17 protein-coding genes and 2 pseudogenes are annotated in these 15,745 nt (G+C 56.6%); 5 read left to right on the forward strand and 14 right to left on the reverse strand.

Annotation, left to right across the window (positions count from 1 at the left end):
* Positions 1-97 precede the first annotated feature (97 nt).
* From artP to artJ, 5 genes are all read left to right on the forward strand, one after another.
* The gene (artP, locus tag K5I40_RS17685; RefSeq protein ID WP_039029538.1) at positions 98-826 is read left to right on the forward strand and encodes an arginine ABC transporter ATP-binding protein ArtP; all 729 of its coding nucleotides are present in this window, start codon (positions 98-100) and stop codon (positions 824-826) included.
* A gap of 19 nt (positions 827-845) precedes the next feature.
* Positions 846-1,577, forward strand: coding sequence for an arginine ABC transporter substrate-binding protein ArtI (gene artI, locus K5I40_RS17690; protein WP_139564642.1), 732 nt, complete (start codon positions 846-848; stop codon positions 1,575-1,577).
* A 6-nt stretch (positions 1,578-1,583) separates the two neighbouring features.
* Entirely contained in the window at positions 1,584-2,300 is a 717-nt protein-coding gene (gene artQ / locus K5I40_RS17695) for an arginine ABC transporter permease ArtQ (protein ID WP_032617286.1), read from the forward strand.
* The gene (artM, locus tag K5I40_RS17700) at positions 2,300-2,968 is read left to right on the forward strand and encodes an arginine ABC transporter permease ArtM (RefSeq protein WP_223075052.1); all 669 of its coding nucleotides are present in this window, start codon (positions 2,300-2,302) and stop codon (positions 2,966-2,968) included. The genes artQ and artM overlap by 1 nt, the downstream gene beginning before the upstream one ends.
* A 174-nt stretch (positions 2,969-3,142) precedes the next feature.
* Entirely contained in the window at positions 3,143-3,874 is a 732-nt protein-coding gene (gene artJ / locus K5I40_RS17705; protein ID WP_039029637.1) for an arginine ABC transporter substrate-binding protein ArtJ, read from the forward strand.
* 139 nt (positions 3,875-4,013) lie between these two features.
* Here artJ and K5I40_RS17710 read toward each other — a convergent pair whose 3' ends face one another.
* The 14 genes and pseudogenes from K5I40_RS17710 to K5I40_RS17770 form a co-directional block, all read right to left on the reverse strand.
* Positions 4,014-5,468, reverse strand: coding sequence for an ATP-binding protein (locus K5I40_RS17710; RefSeq protein ID WP_223075051.1), 1,455 nt, complete (start codon positions 5,466-5,468; stop codon positions 4,014-4,016).
* Positions 5,465-6,157, reverse strand: coding sequence for a response regulator transcription factor (locus K5I40_RS17715; RefSeq protein ID WP_223075050.1), 693 nt, complete (start codon positions 6,155-6,157; stop codon positions 5,465-5,467). Before K5I40_RS17715 ends, K5I40_RS17710 begins: the two co-directional genes overlap by 4 nt.
* 171 nt (positions 6,158-6,328) lie before the next feature.
* Positions 6,329-7,456: a 23S rRNA (uracil(747)-C(5))-methyltransferase RlmC gene (rlmC, locus tag K5I40_RS17720; protein WP_251929800.1), complete on the reverse strand. Its 1,128-nt coding sequence runs from the start codon at positions 7,454-7,456 to the stop codon at positions 6,329-6,331.
* Positions 7,457-7,496: 40 nt separating this feature from the next.
* Positions 7,497-7,985, reverse strand: coding sequence for a YbjO family protein (locus K5I40_RS17725; protein ID WP_138369478.1), 489 nt, complete (start codon positions 7,983-7,985; stop codon positions 7,497-7,499).
* A gap of 58 nt (positions 7,986-8,043) precedes the next feature.
* Positions 8,044-8,889 carry a putrescine ABC transporter permease PotI gene (gene potI / locus K5I40_RS17730; RefSeq protein ID WP_039029545.1) on the reverse strand — a complete coding sequence of 282 codons (846 nt, stop codon included), beginning with the start codon at positions 8,887-8,889 and terminating at the stop codon, positions 8,044-8,046.
* Positions 8,886-9,836 carry a putrescine ABC transporter permease PotH gene (gene potH, locus K5I40_RS17735; protein WP_223075049.1) on the reverse strand — a complete coding sequence of 317 codons (951 nt, stop codon included), beginning with the start codon at positions 9,834-9,836 and terminating at the stop codon, positions 8,886-8,888. The genes potI and potH overlap by 4 nt, the downstream gene beginning before the upstream one ends.
* A gap of 9 nt (positions 9,837-9,845) precedes the next feature.
* Entirely contained in the window at positions 9,846-10,979 is a 1,134-nt protein-coding gene (potG, locus tag K5I40_RS17740) for a putrescine ABC transporter ATP-binding subunit PotG (RefSeq protein WP_039029547.1), read from the reverse strand.
* A 96-nt stretch (positions 10,980-11,075) separates the two neighbouring features.
* Positions 11,076-12,188: a spermidine/putrescine ABC transporter substrate-binding protein PotF gene (gene potF / locus K5I40_RS17745; RefSeq protein ID WP_223075048.1), complete on the reverse strand. Its 1,113-nt coding sequence runs from the start codon at positions 12,186-12,188 to the stop codon at positions 11,076-11,078.
* Positions 12,189-12,537: 349 nt separating this feature from the next.
* Positions 12,538-13,014, reverse strand: a complete 477-nt coding sequence (locus K5I40_RS17750; protein ID WP_138369481.1) for a YbjN domain-containing protein — start codon at positions 13,012-13,014, stop codon at positions 12,538-12,540.
* Between the two features lie 61 nt (positions 13,015-13,075).
* The gene (gene rimK, locus K5I40_RS17755) at positions 13,076-13,978 is read right to left on the reverse strand and encodes a 30S ribosomal protein S6--L-glutamate ligase (RefSeq protein ID WP_251931027.1); all 903 of its coding nucleotides are present in this window, start codon (positions 13,976-13,978) and stop codon (positions 13,076-13,078) included.
* A gap of 72 nt (positions 13,979-14,050) precedes the next feature.
* Positions 14,051-14,293 (reverse strand): annotated as a pseudogene (locus K5I40_RS17760) (oxygen-insensitive NADPH nitroreductase); the annotation flags it as partial.
* The gene (locus tag K5I40_RS17765; protein WP_223075047.1) at positions 14,286-14,465 is read right to left on the reverse strand and encodes a hypothetical protein; all 180 of its coding nucleotides are present in this window, start codon (positions 14,463-14,465) and stop codon (positions 14,286-14,288) included. The gene K5I40_RS17765 and the pseudogene K5I40_RS17760, both read right to left, overlap by 8 nt.
* A 9-nt stretch (positions 14,466-14,474) precedes the next feature.
* Positions 14,475-14,621 (reverse strand): annotated as a pseudogene (locus K5I40_RS24155) (endonuclease domain-containing protein); the annotation flags it as partial.
* A 107-nt stretch (positions 14,622-14,728) separates the two neighbouring features.
* Positions 14,729-15,646, reverse strand: coding sequence for a hypothetical protein (locus tag K5I40_RS17770; RefSeq protein WP_223075046.1), 918 nt, complete (start codon positions 15,644-15,646; stop codon positions 14,729-14,731).
* Positions 15,647-15,745: the final 99 nt, after the last annotated feature.

Genomic DNA, 15,745 nt, shown 5'->3' on the forward strand with positions numbered 1-15,745 from the left:
AACTTTTAACGCAGTTATATTGCATAACTATTCTGTCAACGGTACTATTTGCGGCCTCAATTGCTATAGATTGCCTGGATGAGTAAAGACTGCCCCGATGAGTATTCAACTAAACGGCATTAACTGCTTCTACGGCGCACACCAGGCGCTGTTCGACATCACACTCAATTGCCCTGAGGGCGAGACGCTGGTGCTGTTAGGCCCAAGCGGCGCGGGTAAAAGTTCGCTGCTTCGCGTCCTCAATCTGCTTGAAATGCCCCGCTCCGGAACCCTGGATATCGCGGGTAATCACTTTAATTTTGCTAAAGCACCCTCCGAGAAAGCGATCCGCGATCTGCGTCAGAACGTCGGCATGGTGTTTCAGCAATATAATCTCTGGCCGCACCTCACCGTGCAGCAAAACCTGATTGAAGCGCCTTGCCGCGTGCTGGGCCTGTCAAAAGAGCAGGCGCTGGCCCGTGCCGAGAAGCTGCTGGAGCGTCTGCGCCTGAAGCCGTACAGCGACCGTTATCCGCTGCACCTCTCCGGCGGTCAGCAGCAGCGTGTGGCCATCGCCCGCGCCCTGATGATGGAGCCGCAGGTTCTGCTGTTTGACGAACCGACCGCCGCGCTGGACCCGGAAATCACCGCCCAGATCGTCAGCATTATTCGCGAACTGGCGGAGACCAACATTACCCAGGTGATCGTGACCCACGAAGTGGAAGTGGCGCGTAAAACCGCCAGCCGTGTGGTCTATATGGAAAACGGTCATATCGTGGAGCAAGGGGATGCGCGCTGCTTTGCCGAGCCGCAGACCGACGCATTCAGAAATTATCTGTCTCACTAATCGAATCGAGAGAACGACAATGAAAAAAATAGTGATTGCCGCGCTGCTTGCAAGCGTTAGCCTCTCTGCCACCGCAGCTCAGACCATTCGTTTTGCAACCGAAGCCTCCTACCCTCCGTTTGAATCTATGGATGCGAATAACAAGATTGTCGGCTTTGACGTGGATCTGGCTAACGCCCTGTGCAAAGAGATCGACGCCACCTGTACTTTCGCTAACCAGTCTTTCGACAGCCTGATCCCAAGCCTGAAATTCCGCCGTATCGACGCGGTCATGGCCGGTATGGACATCACCCCGGAACGTGAAAAGCAGGTTCTGTTCAGCACCCCTTACTATGAAAACTCCGCGCTGTTCATCGGCCAGAAGGGTAAATACGCTTCTATCGACGCGCTGAAAGGTAAGAAAGTGGGCGTGCAGAACGGCACCACGCACCAGAAATTCATCATGGATAAGCACCCGGAAATCACTACCGTGCCTTACGACAGCTATCAGAACGCCCGTCTGGATCTGCAGAACGGCCGTATCGATGCCGTCTTCGGTGACAACGCGGTGGTGACTGAATGGCTGAAAGCGAACGACAAGCTGGCCGCGGTGGGCGATAAAGTGACGGATAAAGACTACTTCGGCACCGGTCTCGGCATTGCTGTCCGTCAGGGCAACACCGAGCTGCAGCAGAAATTCAACACTGCGCTGGAAAAAGTGAAGAAAGATGGGACCTACGATTCCATCTACAACAAATGGTTCCAGAAGTAAGATCTGATGAACGAAATTTTTCCATTAGCAAGCGCCGCCGGGATGACCGTCGGCCTTGCCGTTTGTGCGCTGATTATCGGCCTGGTGCTGGCGATGATCTTTGCCGTGTGGGAGTCGGCTAAGTGGCGACCTGTCGCCTGGACCGGCTCAGCACTGGTGACCCTGCTGCGCGGCCTGCCGGAAATCCTGGTGGTGCTGTTTATCTACTTTGGTTCTTCGCAGCTGCTGCTGATGCTGTCGGACGGCTTTACGCTCAATCTGGGCGTGGTGCAGATCCCGATTCAGATGCAGATCGAAAACTTCGACGTCAGCCCGTTCCTGTGCGGCGTGATCGCCCTCTCCCTGCTCTATTCCGCCTATGCCTCGCAAACCCTGCGCGGCGCGCTGAAAGCGGTGCCGGTGGGACAGTGGGAGTCCGGTCAGGCGCTGGGGCTGTCGAAAACCGCGATTTTCTTCCGTCTGGTGATGCCGCAGATGTGGCGTCATGCCCTGCCGGGGCTCGGCAACCAGTGGCTGGTGCTGCTGAAAGATACCGCGCTGGTGAGCTTAATCAGCGTTAACGATTTGATGCTGCAGACCAAAAGCATTGCCACCCGTACCCAGGAGCCCTTTACCTGGTACATCGTGGCGGCGGCCATCTACCTGGTGATCACGTTGCTCAGTCAGTACATCCTCAAGCGTATTGACCTGCGTGCGACGCGTTTTGAACGGAGACCAGGCTGATGCTTGAGTATTTACCCGAACTGATGAAAGGGCTGCACACCAGCCTGACGCTGACGGTGGCCTCGATTATCGTGGCGCTGATCCTGGCGCTGATTTTCACCATCATCCTGACGCTGAAAACGCCGGTGCTGGTGTGGATCGTGCGCGGCTACATCACCCTGTTTACCGGCACGCCGCTGCTGGTGCAGATCTTCCTGATTTACTACGGCCCGGGCCAGTTCCCGACGCTGCAGGAATATCCGGTGCTGTGGCATCTGCTCTCCGAGCCGTGGCTGTGCGCCCTGCTCGCCCTGTCGCTGAACAGCGCCGCCTATACCACGCAGCTGTTCTACGGCGCGATCCGCGCTATTCCGGACGGCCAGTGGCAGTCCTGCGGCGCGCTGGGGATGAGCAAGAAAGACACGCTGGCGATCCTGCTGCCGTACGCGTTCAAACGCGCGCTCTCTTCGTACTCCAACGAAGTGGTGCTGGTGTTCAAGAGCACGTCGCTGGCCTATACCATCACCCTGATGGAAGTGATGGGCCACGGGCAGCTGCTGTACGGACGGACATACGATGTGATGGTGTTTGGCGCTGCCGGTATTATCTATCTCATCGTCAACGGCCTGCTGACCCTGCTGATGCGTGTCGTTGAACGCCGGGCGCTGGCCTTCGAACGCCGTAATTAAAACTGCATAAGTTTGATTTAAAAAAGACGGGCAAGTCTAACCACTGTCCGTCTTTTTTTATTTCTCAAAAAATACTTAATCATTTTTATTGCATATAAATTCATTAGATGGCATTGTGACGTTCAGCCGCAGACACGGCATATAATGACAAGATTGACAGACGGGAGCTTCATAATGAAAAAGTTAGTTCTGGCCGCTTTACTCGCTACCTTCGCCGCTGGCGCCTCTGCCGCCGACAAGATCAGCTTCGGTGTTTCTGCGACGTATCCACCGTTTGAATCGCTGGATGCCAGCAACCAGATCGTCGGTTTTGATATCGACCTGGCAAAAGCGCTCTGTACCCAGATGCAGGCCGAGTGCACCTTTACTAACCACGCCTTTGACAGCCTGATCCCGGCCCTGAAATTCAAAAAATATGACGCGGTGATCTCCGGCATGGACATCACTCCGGAGCGTAGCAAGCAGGTTGCCTTTACCGAACCATACTACGCCAACTCTGCGGTGGTGATCGCCAAAAAAGGCCAGTACACCTCCTTTGAGCAGCTGAAAGGCAAGCGCATCGGCATGGAAAACGGCACCACCCACCAGAAATACCTGCAGGATAAGCACCCGGAAGTGAAAACCGTGGCCTATGACAGCTACCAGAACGCAATTATCGACCTGAAAAATGGCCGTATCGACGGCGTATTCGGTGACACCGCGGTGGTGAACGAGTGGCTGAAAACCAACCCGCAGCTGGGTACCGCTACCGATAAAGTGACCGATCCGCAGTACTTCGGCACCGGTCTGGGCATCGCTGTGCGTCCGGACAATAAAGCCCTGGTGGAGAAACTGAACGGCGCTCTGAAAGCGATTAAAGCCGACGGCACGTATCAGAAAATCAGCGACCAGTGGTTCCCGCAGTAAGATTGATTGCCGGGTGGCGGCTACGCCTTACCCGGCCTACAGACTGTGCGGTCTGATGCCGGGTGGCGGCTACGCCTTACCCGGCCTACGTACGGTGCGGTTTTGTAGGCCGGGTAAGCGTAGCGCCACCCGGCATTACTCAAAGCGGCACATAGAAGCGAAAACGCGCCCCTTTCGCCGCCTCCATCAGCCTGATCCCCCCGCCGTGCAGCTCCAGCATTCGTTTGACAATCAACAGCCCCAGCCCGCCGCGATTATCCCTCGACGCCTGCTGGCTCAGCGCTGACGGCCGCATAAAGAGCCCATCGCGCAGGTGTTCATCCACCCCCGGCCCACTGTCGTTGACCTCAACCTGCAACTGCTCACCCTCCAGCCACACTTTAAGCCCGATTTCGCCCCCCGGCGGCGTATGGCGAATCGCGTTATCCAGAAGATTGGTGACCACCCGTTCGATCATCGACAGATCGGCATTGATCATCGGCAGCTGGCGCGGCACGTCGATATGCAGCCGAAGCTGGCGCGTCTCCACCGCCAGGTCAAACTTTTGCGCCACGTCGGAGATAAGCTCCCCAATGGCAAAGCGTTCGCGCTGAGGCTTGATGCTGCCGTGCTCAAGGCGCGCCAGCTCAAACAGCTGCTGCGACAGATGGCGAACCTTATGGCCCTGACGCAGGGCAATGGAGAGATAGTGCTGCGTCTCCTGCGCGGACAGGGTGCCGGATTTCAGCGACAGGGTTTCCAGATACCCCAGCAGTGAGGTCAGGGGCGTGCGCAGGTCGTGGGAGATATTGGCGATAAACTCCCGGCGCTGCCGGTCGCTGTCGGCCAGCTGATCCCACTGGCTGGCAATCTGCTGCGCCAGCTCGATAAAGGTATTGCGCAGCAGGGCCACTTCGTCAGAGGGCGCGGCCTGCAGGGGCTGGGTGGCGAGCTGCCTGATGACGTGCATACTTTCGCGATCCAGGCCGCTCACCTCGTCGGTTAACTGCTTCACGGGCCGTGTCACCCAGTACCAGACCAGCCCGCCCGCCAGCGCGCCGAAGAGCGCCACCAGCAGCAGCGACCAGAGCACCGTGCTCCAGAGCGTTTTCTGCCACGCCTGCTCCGCCAGGGCGTTCAGCTCTTCCCCCTGCAAAACGATATACAGATAGCCGCGCAGCACGCCGTCCTGATGCAGCGGCACGGCGCTGAAGACCTTCTCCCCGGTCAGGCTGCGCGGATCGTCCCCGTAGACCGGCATCATCCCGCCGCTCAGGAACTGCTGTACCGGCGCAACGGCAAGCTTCTGCCGTTTGATGTGCCCCGGCGGCGCGGCATCGGCGAGGATCTGCCCGTCGGGGGAGAGGACGTAGAGCTCCACGCTCGGGTTGTAAGTCATCAGGCGGTCAAACAGCGGCTTGAGCCGGGTGCGGTCGACCTGGCCGTTGGCATCCAGCAGCGTTTCCCGCTGGGCGATATGCTGTGCCAGCCCGCCGGAGAGGCGCTGCACCATGGCGTTGCCGTACTGCATGCTGGTCCAGAGCTGCACCGCGCAGGCCACCGCCGCACAGCCCGTCAGCAGAAGAATAAACAGCAGAGTGAGGCGGCGGATCATAGCGGACGTTCCGCAAACAGATAGCCTTTTCCCCAGACGGTGCGGATGATCTCCGGCTCGGCGGCGTCTTTCTCAATTTTTACCCGCAGGCGATTGATGTGGGTGTTGACGGTGTGCTCGTACCCTTCGTGCTGGTATCCCCACACCTGCTCAAGGAGGGCCAGACGGGAGAAGACCTCCCCGGGATGACGGGCGAAAAAGTAGAGGAGATCGAATTCCCGTGGCGTGAGGTCAACCACCTCGCCACGCAGCAGCACGCTGCGGGCCAGCGGGTCGATGGTCAGCCCGTGGGCGTTGATAAGCCTGGAGGTTTGCTGCCCCATCGCCTGCTGACGGCGGAACAGCGCCCTGATGCGCGCCACCAGCTCCTGCACCGAGAAGGGTTTCGCCAGATAGTCATCGGCCCCGGTTTCGAGGCCCAGAATGCGCTCGGTTTCGCTGCTGCGGGCGCTGATGATAATCACCGGCAGATAGTGGTCCCGGGCGCGGATCGCCCGGCAGAGGGTCAGCCCGTCAACGTTGGGCAGCATCAGGTCGAGGATCACCGCATCCCAGTGGGATTGTCCGAGCAGGTGCTGCGCCCTGCCCCCGTCCGCCTCGTGGGTAATCACGTAACCTTCGTCTTCTAAATTGAGACGCAGTAACGCGGCGATATCGCCGTCATCTTCTACCAGCAGGATCTGCTTCATCGGTCAGCCTTATTGAATCTTAACAGCTAAAGCTTACCTGATTTCTACGGCGGGAAACGTTCACATTTTGTTTAACATTGTGCGCGTTGATCCCCTCACCCTAACCCTCTCCCCATAGGGGAGAGGGAATAATTGTAGGCCCGCGCAAGCGCAGCGCCGCCGGGCGGTTCCTCAGGACTTCACTAATAACGTGAGTACTTCATAGTGGGCAGTATGCGGGAACATATCGAACAGCTGCACCCGTTCGACCCGATAACCGGGCAGATCGCCAATGTCTTTCGCCATCGTCCGGGCATTGCAGCTGGAGTAGATAATAAACTGCGGCGCCATCTGGCTCAGGTAGTCGCAGAGCACCTTGCCGATGCCGCGACGCGGCGGGTTGACCAGCACCAGCTCCGGTACGCTGCCCTGTCCGGTGGCGAACTGCGTGGAGTCGAGCGCCTGGAAGTGCAAGTTCGTTAACCCCAGCTCTGTGGCCGACTGGGTGGCGCAGGCGATCGCCTCGGCGGAGATTTCGATCCCGGTAAGCTGCATCTGCGGGGTGGCGCAGTGCAGGCCAAAGCCGCCGACGCCGCAGAAGAGATCCCACATATGGTTAACCGGTAACTGACGTACCCAGTCGCGCGCCGTGGCGTACAGCTGGCTGGCGACGGTCGGGTTGGTCTGGAAGAAGCTCTTCGGGCGGATCCACAGCGGCACATCGTTAAAACGCTCCGCCAGCGCCTGGGCGTCGGTGAGGAAGATCTCCTCCTCGCCTTCCATAATCGCCATATGCACCGGCTGAATATTGGCAGCGATCACCTTCAGCTGCGGCAACTGCTGTTGCAGCCACGGCAGGGCCGCGCGGAGCTGGGGCAGTTTGGCCTCTGAGCGCAGGACGAAGCGCAGCATCATCCCGCCATCAAGCTGGCTCTCGGTGAGCAGCAGGTATTTCAGCTCGCCGCGCTTACGTTCGACGTTGTAGGGCGTAAGACCCGCGCGGGCGATAAAGGGTTTCAGGACGGCAAAGATGGGGGCAAACGAGGCCGGATAGAGCGGGCAGTCGGTGAGATCGACAGGATTACCGTCCCGGTGCAGCATGCCAAACAGCGGTTTTTCGACGCTGCCGCTGACCACCATTTTGGCTTTATTGCGAAACGCCTGCTCCGGCCCGCTGACCGGCGCGCACCACTCCGCCACCGGCATTCCGGACAGCAAGGTCCGGAGGTCGGCCATTTTGGCGGAAAGCTGAGAAGAGACCGGCTGTTCAATCCACTGACAGGAGCGACAGCGACCGGCGTCATAGAGTGCGCACTGCATAACGAAACCTTAATACGTCTGGGGGCAGCGATTATACACGTTATTGCAGATTGAAAAACCGTCGGCTGGCCGCAGGCACAAACAGCAGGCCGAGCACCAGCAGGTCGGGCAGTTTTTGCATCACCAGGGTGCGGAAGATCTCGCCTCTGGACTCGCCGGGAATGCTGAACAGCTCGGGATAGCCGTAACCCAGCGACGCGGCCCACAGGTAGCCGGTGGCGACAATCTGGGTCAGCAGATAGAGGATCCGCGCCCAGTTACGCCCTTTGACCAGCGAAAAGGCGCAGTAGATTTCGATAAACACCAGCATCAGGCTGGCGAAAAAGACCAGGGTCAGGTTCCACGTCTGCACGCTGCGGTGGATAAACTCGCTCAGCCCGCGCATGCCCAAAGTGTTGAAAATCATAAATACATCGAGGCAGCGGATCATGATAATGGCGAGCGCCGCCACCTGCACCAGGGCAGGAACGTTCAGACGGGCATGTGACCGGCTAGTTTTCGTGAAAAATCCCAACGTGATGTCTTCCATGAAACGATGCCGCGTTAACGCGGCATCCAATTACGCTTCTCTGCAGATTTTAGGAGCTTCAGCCGCGTCTTGCACGCTGGATATCGCGCTGACGCTGTTTTTCAGACCGCGCCATCAGATACCAGGCGATCAAACCGATGATGCCGACCACGCCCAGAATCAGCGTCGCCAGGGCGTTGATCTCCGGGTTTACCCCCATGCGCACGCTGGAGAAAACCAGCATCGGCAGCGTGGTGGCGCCCGGGCCGGAGACGAAGCTGGCGATCACCAGATCGTCCAGCGACAGGGTAAACGCCAGCAGCCAGCCGGAGATCACCGCCGGCATGATCATCGGCAGGGTGATGATGAAAAACACCTTCAGCGGCGTCGCCCCGAGATCCATTGCCGCCTCTTCAATGGAGTGATCCAGCTCGCGCAGACGCGAGGAGATCACCACCGCCACATAGGCGGTACAGAAGGTGACGTGGGCCAGCCAGATGGTGAGCATACCGCGATCGGACGGCCAGCCAATGGCGTGCCCCATCGCCACAAACAGCAGCAGCAGCGACAGGCCGGTGATCACGTCCGGCATTACCAGCGGCGCGGTGATCATAAAGGCAAAGCCGTTGGCTCCGCGAAAACGACCGAAACGCACCATCACCACTGCGGCAATGGTGCCGAGAATGGCTGCCATCGTTGCCGCGCAGGCGGCAATGGTCAGGCTTAACCCCACGGCGCTCATCATCGCCTGGTCGTGGAACAGCTCGCCGTACCAGCGCGTTGACCAGCCCGCCCACACCGTCACCAGCTTGGAGCTGTTGAAGGAGTAGATCACCAGCATCAGCATCGGCGCATACAGGAACGTAAAGCCGAGCACCAGGATCAGGATCCGCCACGGAGAGCGCACTACCGGTAAGTTGTTCATCCGTGGTCTCCCATCTGTTTCTGCTGATACTTGTGGAACCACATGATCGGCACAATCAGCAGCAGCAACATCACAATCGCCACCGCCGAGGCCACCGGCCAGTCGCGGTTATTGAAGAACTCCTGCCACAGCACGCGGCCAATCATGATGCTGTCCGGGCCCCCGAGCAGTTCCGGGATCACGAACTCCCCCACCGCCGGAATGAACACCAGCATCGACCCGGCGATAATTCCGCCTTTGGTCAGCGGCACAATGACGCTGAAGAAAGTTTTCAGCGGACGGGCGCCGAGATCCAGCGCCGCTTCCACCAGCGAATAGTCGATGCGCGTCAGGGCGGTGTAGATCGGCAGCACCATAAACGGCAGATAGGCGTATACAATCCCGATATAGACCGCCAGGTTGGTGTGCAGAATGGTCAAGGGCTGATCGATAACCCCCAGCCACATCAGGACGTTATTCAGCACGCCGTTGTTCTTCAGGATCCCCATCCAGGCATAGACGCGGATCAGGAACGAGGTCCACGAAGGTAGAATCACCAGCAGCAGCAGGATGTTACGCGTCGAGGGTTTGCTGTGGGCCACCGCCCACGCCAGCGGATAGGCCAGCAGCAGACAGCAGAGTGTCGAGACGGCCGCCACCTGCAACGACTGCAGATAGGCGTCGAAGTAGAGCGGATCGTCGGTCAGCTGCAGGAAATTGCCCAGGTTGAGGGTGATCGCCAGCTGGCTGTCCGCCCACTCCATCAGATCGGTGTAAGGCGGGATCGCCCGCGCCATCTCCGCCAGGCTGATTTTGAACACAATCAGGAACGGCAGCAGGAACAGCAGGATCAGCCACAGATACGGCATAGCGATGACCAGCTTGCGGCCGTGGGCCATCTGCAGGCGGGTCAACCAGCTGGTATCAATGCCCGCCGCAGCGCGGGTCGCAGGTTCAGGTTTGTTCATGGCCCTTCCTTATACCGTCAGCACAACGCAGCTATCGGCTTCCCAGCACAGACGCACCTCGTCACCCCAGGTCGGCAGCCCTTTGCGGTAGCGATACGTGTTCTGCAGCTGGGCGCTGATCATCTGGCCGCTCTTCAGGCGGACGTGGTAGATGGAGAGATCGCCGAGGTAGGCGATATGCACCACCTCCCCCACGGCAAAGTTGTAGCCATCGGCGGGCGGGGCATCGCAGAGGGTAATTTTTTCCGGACGCAGCGCCACGTAGACCGGGACGTTATCAACCACCGAGTTGTCCACCGCCACTTTCAGCGGGTGGATCAGCCCCGGGGAGTCGAGCACCAGCCCGTCTTCCTCACGCGTTTTCAGCAGCCCTTCGAACACGTTCATGGAGCCGATAAATTCGGCGCTGTAGCGGGTGGTCGGGTGCTCGTAGATCTCTTCCGGCTCGCCAATCTGCACGAACTTGCCGCGGTTCATGATGGCAATACGACCGGCCATGGTCATCGCCTCTTCCTGGTCGTGGGTCACCATCACGCAGGTCACGCCCACGCGCTCAAGAATATCCACCACTTCCAGCTGCATGCGGTCGCGCAGTTTTTTATCCAGCGCCCCCATCGGCTCATCGAGAAGCAGCAGTTTTGGCCGCTTCGCCAGGCTGCGGGCCAGGGCCACGCGCTGACGCTGACCGCCGGAGAGCTGATGCGGCTTACGCTTCGCAAACTCCTGCATGTGCACCAGGCTCAGCATTTCGGCTACGCGGGCGGTGATTTCGGCTTTTGGCAGTTTGTCCTGCTTCAGGCCAAAGGCGATGTTCTGCTCCACGGTCATGTGCGGGAACAGGGCGTAAGACTGGAACATCATATTGATCGGGCGCTGATACGGCGGCACCCGGGAGAGGTCAACGCCGTCCAGCACGATCTGCCCGGCGCTGGGCTGTTCAAACCCGGCGAGCATGCGCAGCAACGTCGATTTCCCGCAGCCAGATGCGCCAAGCAGAGCAAAAATTTCACCTTTGTAGATAGTCAGGCTGACATCATCCACGGCGTTCTGACCGTCGAAAGATTTGGTCAGGTTACGGATTTCCAGCAGCGGGGTCAGCGCTTTACGGGTTTTCGCCTGCGGGCGGGGGATCGCGTCGTTCACGGGGTGCTCTCCGGCATCAATCAAAATGGTGCAGGCGCACCAGAACGGTGCGCCTGTAGCCGGGGGCGCTGGGCTTTCCCGGCCTGGGACAAACGTTTATTTACCGCTTTTCACTTTGGTCCACGCGCGGGTACGCACGCGGTCGATCTTCGGCTCCTGCACGCTCAGGGTAAACATCTTGGCGCGCACTTCAGCCGGTGGGTAGATGCCCGGATTATCACGCACTTCGGCGCTGACCAGTTTGGTGGCCTCTTTGTTGCCGTTGGCATAGAAGACGTGGTCAGAGATGTGGGCGATAACCTCCGGACGCAGGAGATAGTTCAGGAACTGATAGGCTTCGTCTTTGTTTTTCGCATCAGCCGGCATGGCGAAGACGTCGAAGAAGGCCATCGCCCCCTCTTTCGGGATTGAATAGGCGATGTTCACGCCGTTTTTCGCTTCTTTAGCACGGTTAGCCGCCTGCCACACGTCCCCCGCCCAGCCGATAGCGACGCAGATATCGCCGTTCGCCAGGTCGTTGATGTACTGGGAGGAGTGGAAGTAACGGATATTTGGACGCAGCTTCAGCAGCAGATCGGTGGCCGGGCCGGTGTAATCATCCGCTTTGGTGCTGTTCGGATCTTTGCCGAGGTAGTTCAGCACGGTGGCAAAAATCTCTTCCGGAGCATCGAGGAAGGAGACGCCGCAGCTTTTCAGTTTTTCCAGATTCTCTGGCTTCAGCACCAGATCCCAGCTGTTGACCGGCGCATCGGCACCCAGCACCTGCTTCACTTTTTCGACGTTATAGCCGATACCGGTGGTGGCCCACATATACGGCATGGCGTATTTGTTGTCAGGATCGTGTTTAGCGATAAGCTTCAGCAGCTCAGGATCGAGGTTTTTCCAGTCCGGTAGTTTGCTTTTATCCAGCGGCTGAAACACGCCGGCGGAGAGTTGACGTTCCAGGAAGCTGGCTGAAGGCACGACCAGGTCAAAGCCGGTGCTACCCGCCATCAGTTTGCCTTCCAGAACTTCGTTAGAATCGAAGACGTCGTAGACGACTTTAATCCCGGTCTCTTTTTCAAAATTGGCCACCGTGTCCGGGGCAATATAATCAGACCAGTTGTAGATATGCAGCGTTTTTTGCTCTGCCGCCAGCGTACCTGCGGAGACCGCCATCAGCGCGCCCGCAACCAGACCCGATAACCATTTTTTATTTAAAGCGATCATAGCGTTAATCCTTCTGAAAGCGCGTTAACAAACGCACCAAAAATGAACACTCTTAGTCTATGCAAGAAACGTGCATGATTTATCACTCCGCCAACAGCAGAAGATGTTACTCAGGTGGCTGTATCTGCTCGCGTTTAACGGCATCGCAAGAATAAACTGTAGCTTGTCTCCGTAGCTATAGCTCAGATTAAAAAACGCCTTTTAACAATTTTTTATGCAAGAAGTATCTATGTGATAAGCCGAATTGGCGGGATGGCGGTGAATAATTCTTTAAAGAAAGGTTAAATCCAGCAGAAAAGAGGGTGTTATGCAGCCGCCACGACAGCGACTGCCTAAATGTCAGACAGGTTTAGTGCAGAAAATTGCCCGCCGATTCAGGCGGCTCTGCGCCCTCTTCCGCGTTGTAGAGCAGATGATGGGCGCTGGCTTCAAGCATCACCATGGATATCTGCTCTTCGCTCTGCTGGATAAAGGCCGCGAACTGCGGGAAGGTCAGCCCTACGGATGCGGAGAAAGACTGGCAAACCACCAGCTTTGGCAGATTATCATCCTGAATATCGAGAAATGCCTTCACCGTCAAAGAACTGGCATTGATGGCGGACAAATCCGATGCTAACGCCAGCAGCGCCGAGGGTTTGACCTCTGCCAGCGCGGAAAAAAGAATGACATCATTGATCAGATCGAGCTTGGCATCGAACACGCCGTCAAAGTTTTGCATATGCGGCAGATGCAGCGCCTGGCAGGTGTCGCATTCAAAAAAGCTGACGCCCATGTTATCCAGCCACTGGCGTAACGTATCAAGTGTCGGTACTACGAGTGAATCCATAACGGTGGAACCCCTTTAAAAAAATAGTGCCTGGCCCAGGCATCAATGCGCGGCAGGCCAGTTATCCGCCCGTTTTCAGGCAAAACTCCGGCGTGGCATGGCGTTCAATCCAGCCGATCATCTTCCCGGCGATATCAATCCCGGTGGTTTTCTCAATGCCTTCCAGCCCTGGCGAGGCGTTCACTTCCATCACCAGCGGCCCACGGTCGGCGCGCAGGATATCGACCCCGGCTACGTCGAGCCCCAGCGTTCTGGCGGCCAGCAGGGCTATCTCACGCTCGCGCGAGGTGATCTCCGCTACGCGGGCAACCCCGCCCCGATGCAGGTTTGAACGAAAATCGCCCTCTTTCGCCTGACGCTCGATGGCGGCGACCACTTCATCGCCCACCACCAGGCAGCGAATATCGCGCCCTTTCGCCTCCTGGATGTACTCCTGCACCAGAATGTGCGCATTCAGACCGCGAAACGCATCCACCACGCTCTCTGCCGCCTGGCGGGTTTCGGCCAGCACCACCCCAATCCCCTGGGTGCCCTCAACCAGCTTGACCACCAAAGGCGCGCCGCCGACCATCTCAATCAGATCGTGCGTGTCGTCGGGGGAGTGGGCAATGCCGGTGATTGGCAGGTCGATCCCCTGGCGGGCCAGCAGTTGCAGGGAGCGGAGCTTGTCGCGCGCCCGGGTGATCGCCACGGATTCATTCAGGGGATAGCTGCCGAGCAGCTCAAACTGGCGCAGCGCGGCGGTGCCGTAAAAGGTGATTGCCGAGCCAATGCGCGGAATAACCGCGTCGAAATGCGGCAGCTGGCGCCCTTTATAGTGAATTGAAGATGCCGCCGGGCTGATATTCATATAGCAGGACAGCGGATCGAGGATTTCCACCAGATGGCCGCGCTGCTGCGCCGCTTCACGCAGGCGTTTACACGACCAGAGCGTTCCATCCCGGGACAATATGGCAATTTTCACCCTGCACCTCTCAGACATTACCTGGTAAAAGCCTGCGTATCATACACGCAGGCAGGCGCGGGATGAATGGACTTATCGCGTAGCCCAGCCCTGTTTGTGCAAATAGTCGAGAATAAACGGACGATTCTCTTTAATGATGGTGCGACGGATATGGTCGCTCCAGGTGTCGCGACGGTTGTTGGTGGCGCGGCTGAGGTAGTAATTCGCCAGCTCTTCGTCGTACTCCGCCAGCACCTCCGGGTCCACAGGCTGGTAGTGATTTTCATGCACCACCATCGCCGCAGGCAGGCGCGGCTTGACGTCCGGGTTATCCGACTTCAACACCAGCGGCGCGCAATTCCTTGATCATTCGTTTCCTGGTGAACTTGCCGAAACGCTTCGACTGATCAAGAACAAACGAAGGATGGATCGGCTGTTCGCTGTAGTCCTGTTCCCAGTAATCAGCAAGCTTACGTAACACCGTTGGGAGATCGGTTTTGCCTTTCAAGCCTACCCGCTACATCAGGCCAGCAACCTTACCTTCGAGGACGCTATTACAAAGGCCGTGTAAGAGTCCTCGCATATGGCCTGGGTGGTGATTGTGGTCGGCGTTAGCCTTGCCTACAGAGTCCAAAGGGAGGTCACACAGAGTGCATTTACCGCCTTGCTTGTCGTATTGAGTTACTTACCATGCTTGAAGTAATGTTTGAGTGAGTACAGCCATCAGGTGAGTTCCTTGTAATGATGGCTGTATTTAGAATGTTAAAATTCTTAATGTGTCGATATGTCTCGTGTCTGTATGGTGTAACTTTGATCACAAAGTTTTTCTTGAACATCACTTTCAGGAATATTCAATAACTGCGCTGTCAAGGTAACATTTAGAGGAATGGTTCTTTTTTGTAATTCTTTTGCTGCATCAGAGATGTTTTTATAAACACTAATCATTTTATAATGCTTTGATAAGTTTTTTCCCATCAATTGCTTTGCTAGATGAGGGAAGTTATTCAAAAAATCATTCGATGATACAATCATATTATCAATCATGTTAATAATGACCTCTGTTAGCTCAATATATTTCTGCATAGCTATTGGGTCAACCCCTTGTAAAACCTCCAGAAAAGTGAAGTTTTTTCGACCATACTTTGTAGCTAAAGCATCCTTAACTTGGAAGTCTACTTCATTTCGGGCTTCTATTATTTTATTCAATTGATTAAACTGATCTTGCATTGATATATATGACGCAATGTGTAACCACGGGTTTTGATATAAATTTTCATCTGTAGACATTATTACTTGAATCAAATGTTCGTAGTTTAAAGCAACTGGGTTATATGAATAAATCAGTTTCGGCATTGCACAGGCGCGTTGTAAGGGATCGGCTGGTAGTGAACTAGCGTAATTTGATTTCAGACTCAATAACGTACCTTGCATGTTTTGAAAGGTCATAATGGTTTTGTTAACAGTATCGACTTTTAGCTTGTTCACTTGAAACTTGTCTTGCCATTTGTAACCTGAAATAGCACTAAAATAAGCGATTCCGGCAGAAAGCAATAGAGTTCCGATCGGCATACCATAATCTTTAAGCCAGTCAACATTGCCTGCCTCTTTCGCTATTTCCTGTATCTGCTGAACGACGTCCGATAGATGATTGATTGAAACAGTTATAGAAAATAGATCTGTGGTCTGCATGGTTGGTTCCAGTTGATTTTTGCGTGGTTCAAGGTAGTTGCTAAACAGAATTCAAGTGTTAGCATTAAGCGCCTTCCCGGCTGGTTTGGGGTTTGTACG

This window comes from Leclercia sp. LTM14 (assembly GCF_023736175.1).
Lineage (GTDB): Bacteria > Pseudomonadota > Gammaproteobacteria > Enterobacterales > Enterobacteriaceae > Enterobacter > Enterobacter barmai.

Excerpts from the sequence above, each read along its gene's own strand:
- artP (WP_039029538.1), top strand. The coding sequence starts at position 98 with ATGAGTATTCAACTAAACGGCATTAACTGCTTCTACGGCGCACACCAG.
- artI (WP_139564642.1), top strand. The coding sequence starts at position 846 with ATGAAAAAAATAGTGATTGCCGCGCTGCTTGCAAGCGTTAGCCTCTCT.
- artQ (WP_032617286.1), top strand. The coding sequence starts at position 1,584 with ATGAACGAAATTTTTCCATTAGCAAGCGCCGCCGGGATGACCGTCGGC.
- artM (WP_223075052.1), top strand. The coding sequence starts at position 2,300 with ATGCTTGAGTATTTACCCGAACTGATGAAAGGGCTGCACACCAGCCTG.
- artJ (WP_039029637.1), top strand. The coding sequence starts at position 3,143 with ATGAAAAAGTTAGTTCTGGCCGCTTTACTCGCTACCTTCGCCGCTGGC.
- K5I40_RS17710 (WP_223075051.1), bottom strand. The coding sequence starts at position 5,468 with ATGATCCGCCGCCTCACTCTGCTGTTTATTCTTCTGCTGACGGGCTGT.
- K5I40_RS17715 (WP_223075050.1), bottom strand. The coding sequence starts at position 6,157 with ATGAAGCAGATCCTGCTGGTAGAAGATGACGGCGATATCGCCGCGTTA.
- rlmC (WP_251929800.1), bottom strand. The coding sequence starts at position 7,456 with ATGCAGTGCGCACTCTATGACGCCGGTCGCTGTCGCTCCTGTCAGTGG.
- K5I40_RS17725 (WP_138369478.1), bottom strand. The coding sequence starts at position 7,985 with ATGGAAGACATCACGTTGGGATTTTTCACGAAAACTAGCCGGTCACAT.
- potI (WP_039029545.1), bottom strand. The coding sequence starts at position 8,889 with ATGAACAACTTACCGGTAGTGCGCTCTCCGTGGCGGATCCTGATCCTG.
- potH (WP_223075049.1), bottom strand. The coding sequence starts at position 9,836 with ATGAACAAACCTGAACCTGCGACCCGCGCTGCGGCGGGCATTGATACC.
- potF (WP_223075048.1), bottom strand. The coding sequence starts at position 12,188 with ATGATCGCTTTAAATAAAAAATGGTTATCGGGTCTGGTTGCGGGCGCG.
- K5I40_RS17750 (WP_138369481.1), bottom strand. The coding sequence starts at position 13,014 with ATGGATTCACTCGTAGTACCGACACTTGATACGTTACGCCAGTGGCTG.
- K5I40_RS17770 (WP_223075046.1), bottom strand. The coding sequence starts at position 15,646 with ATGCAGACCACAGATCTATTTTCTATAACTGTTTCAATCAATCATCTA.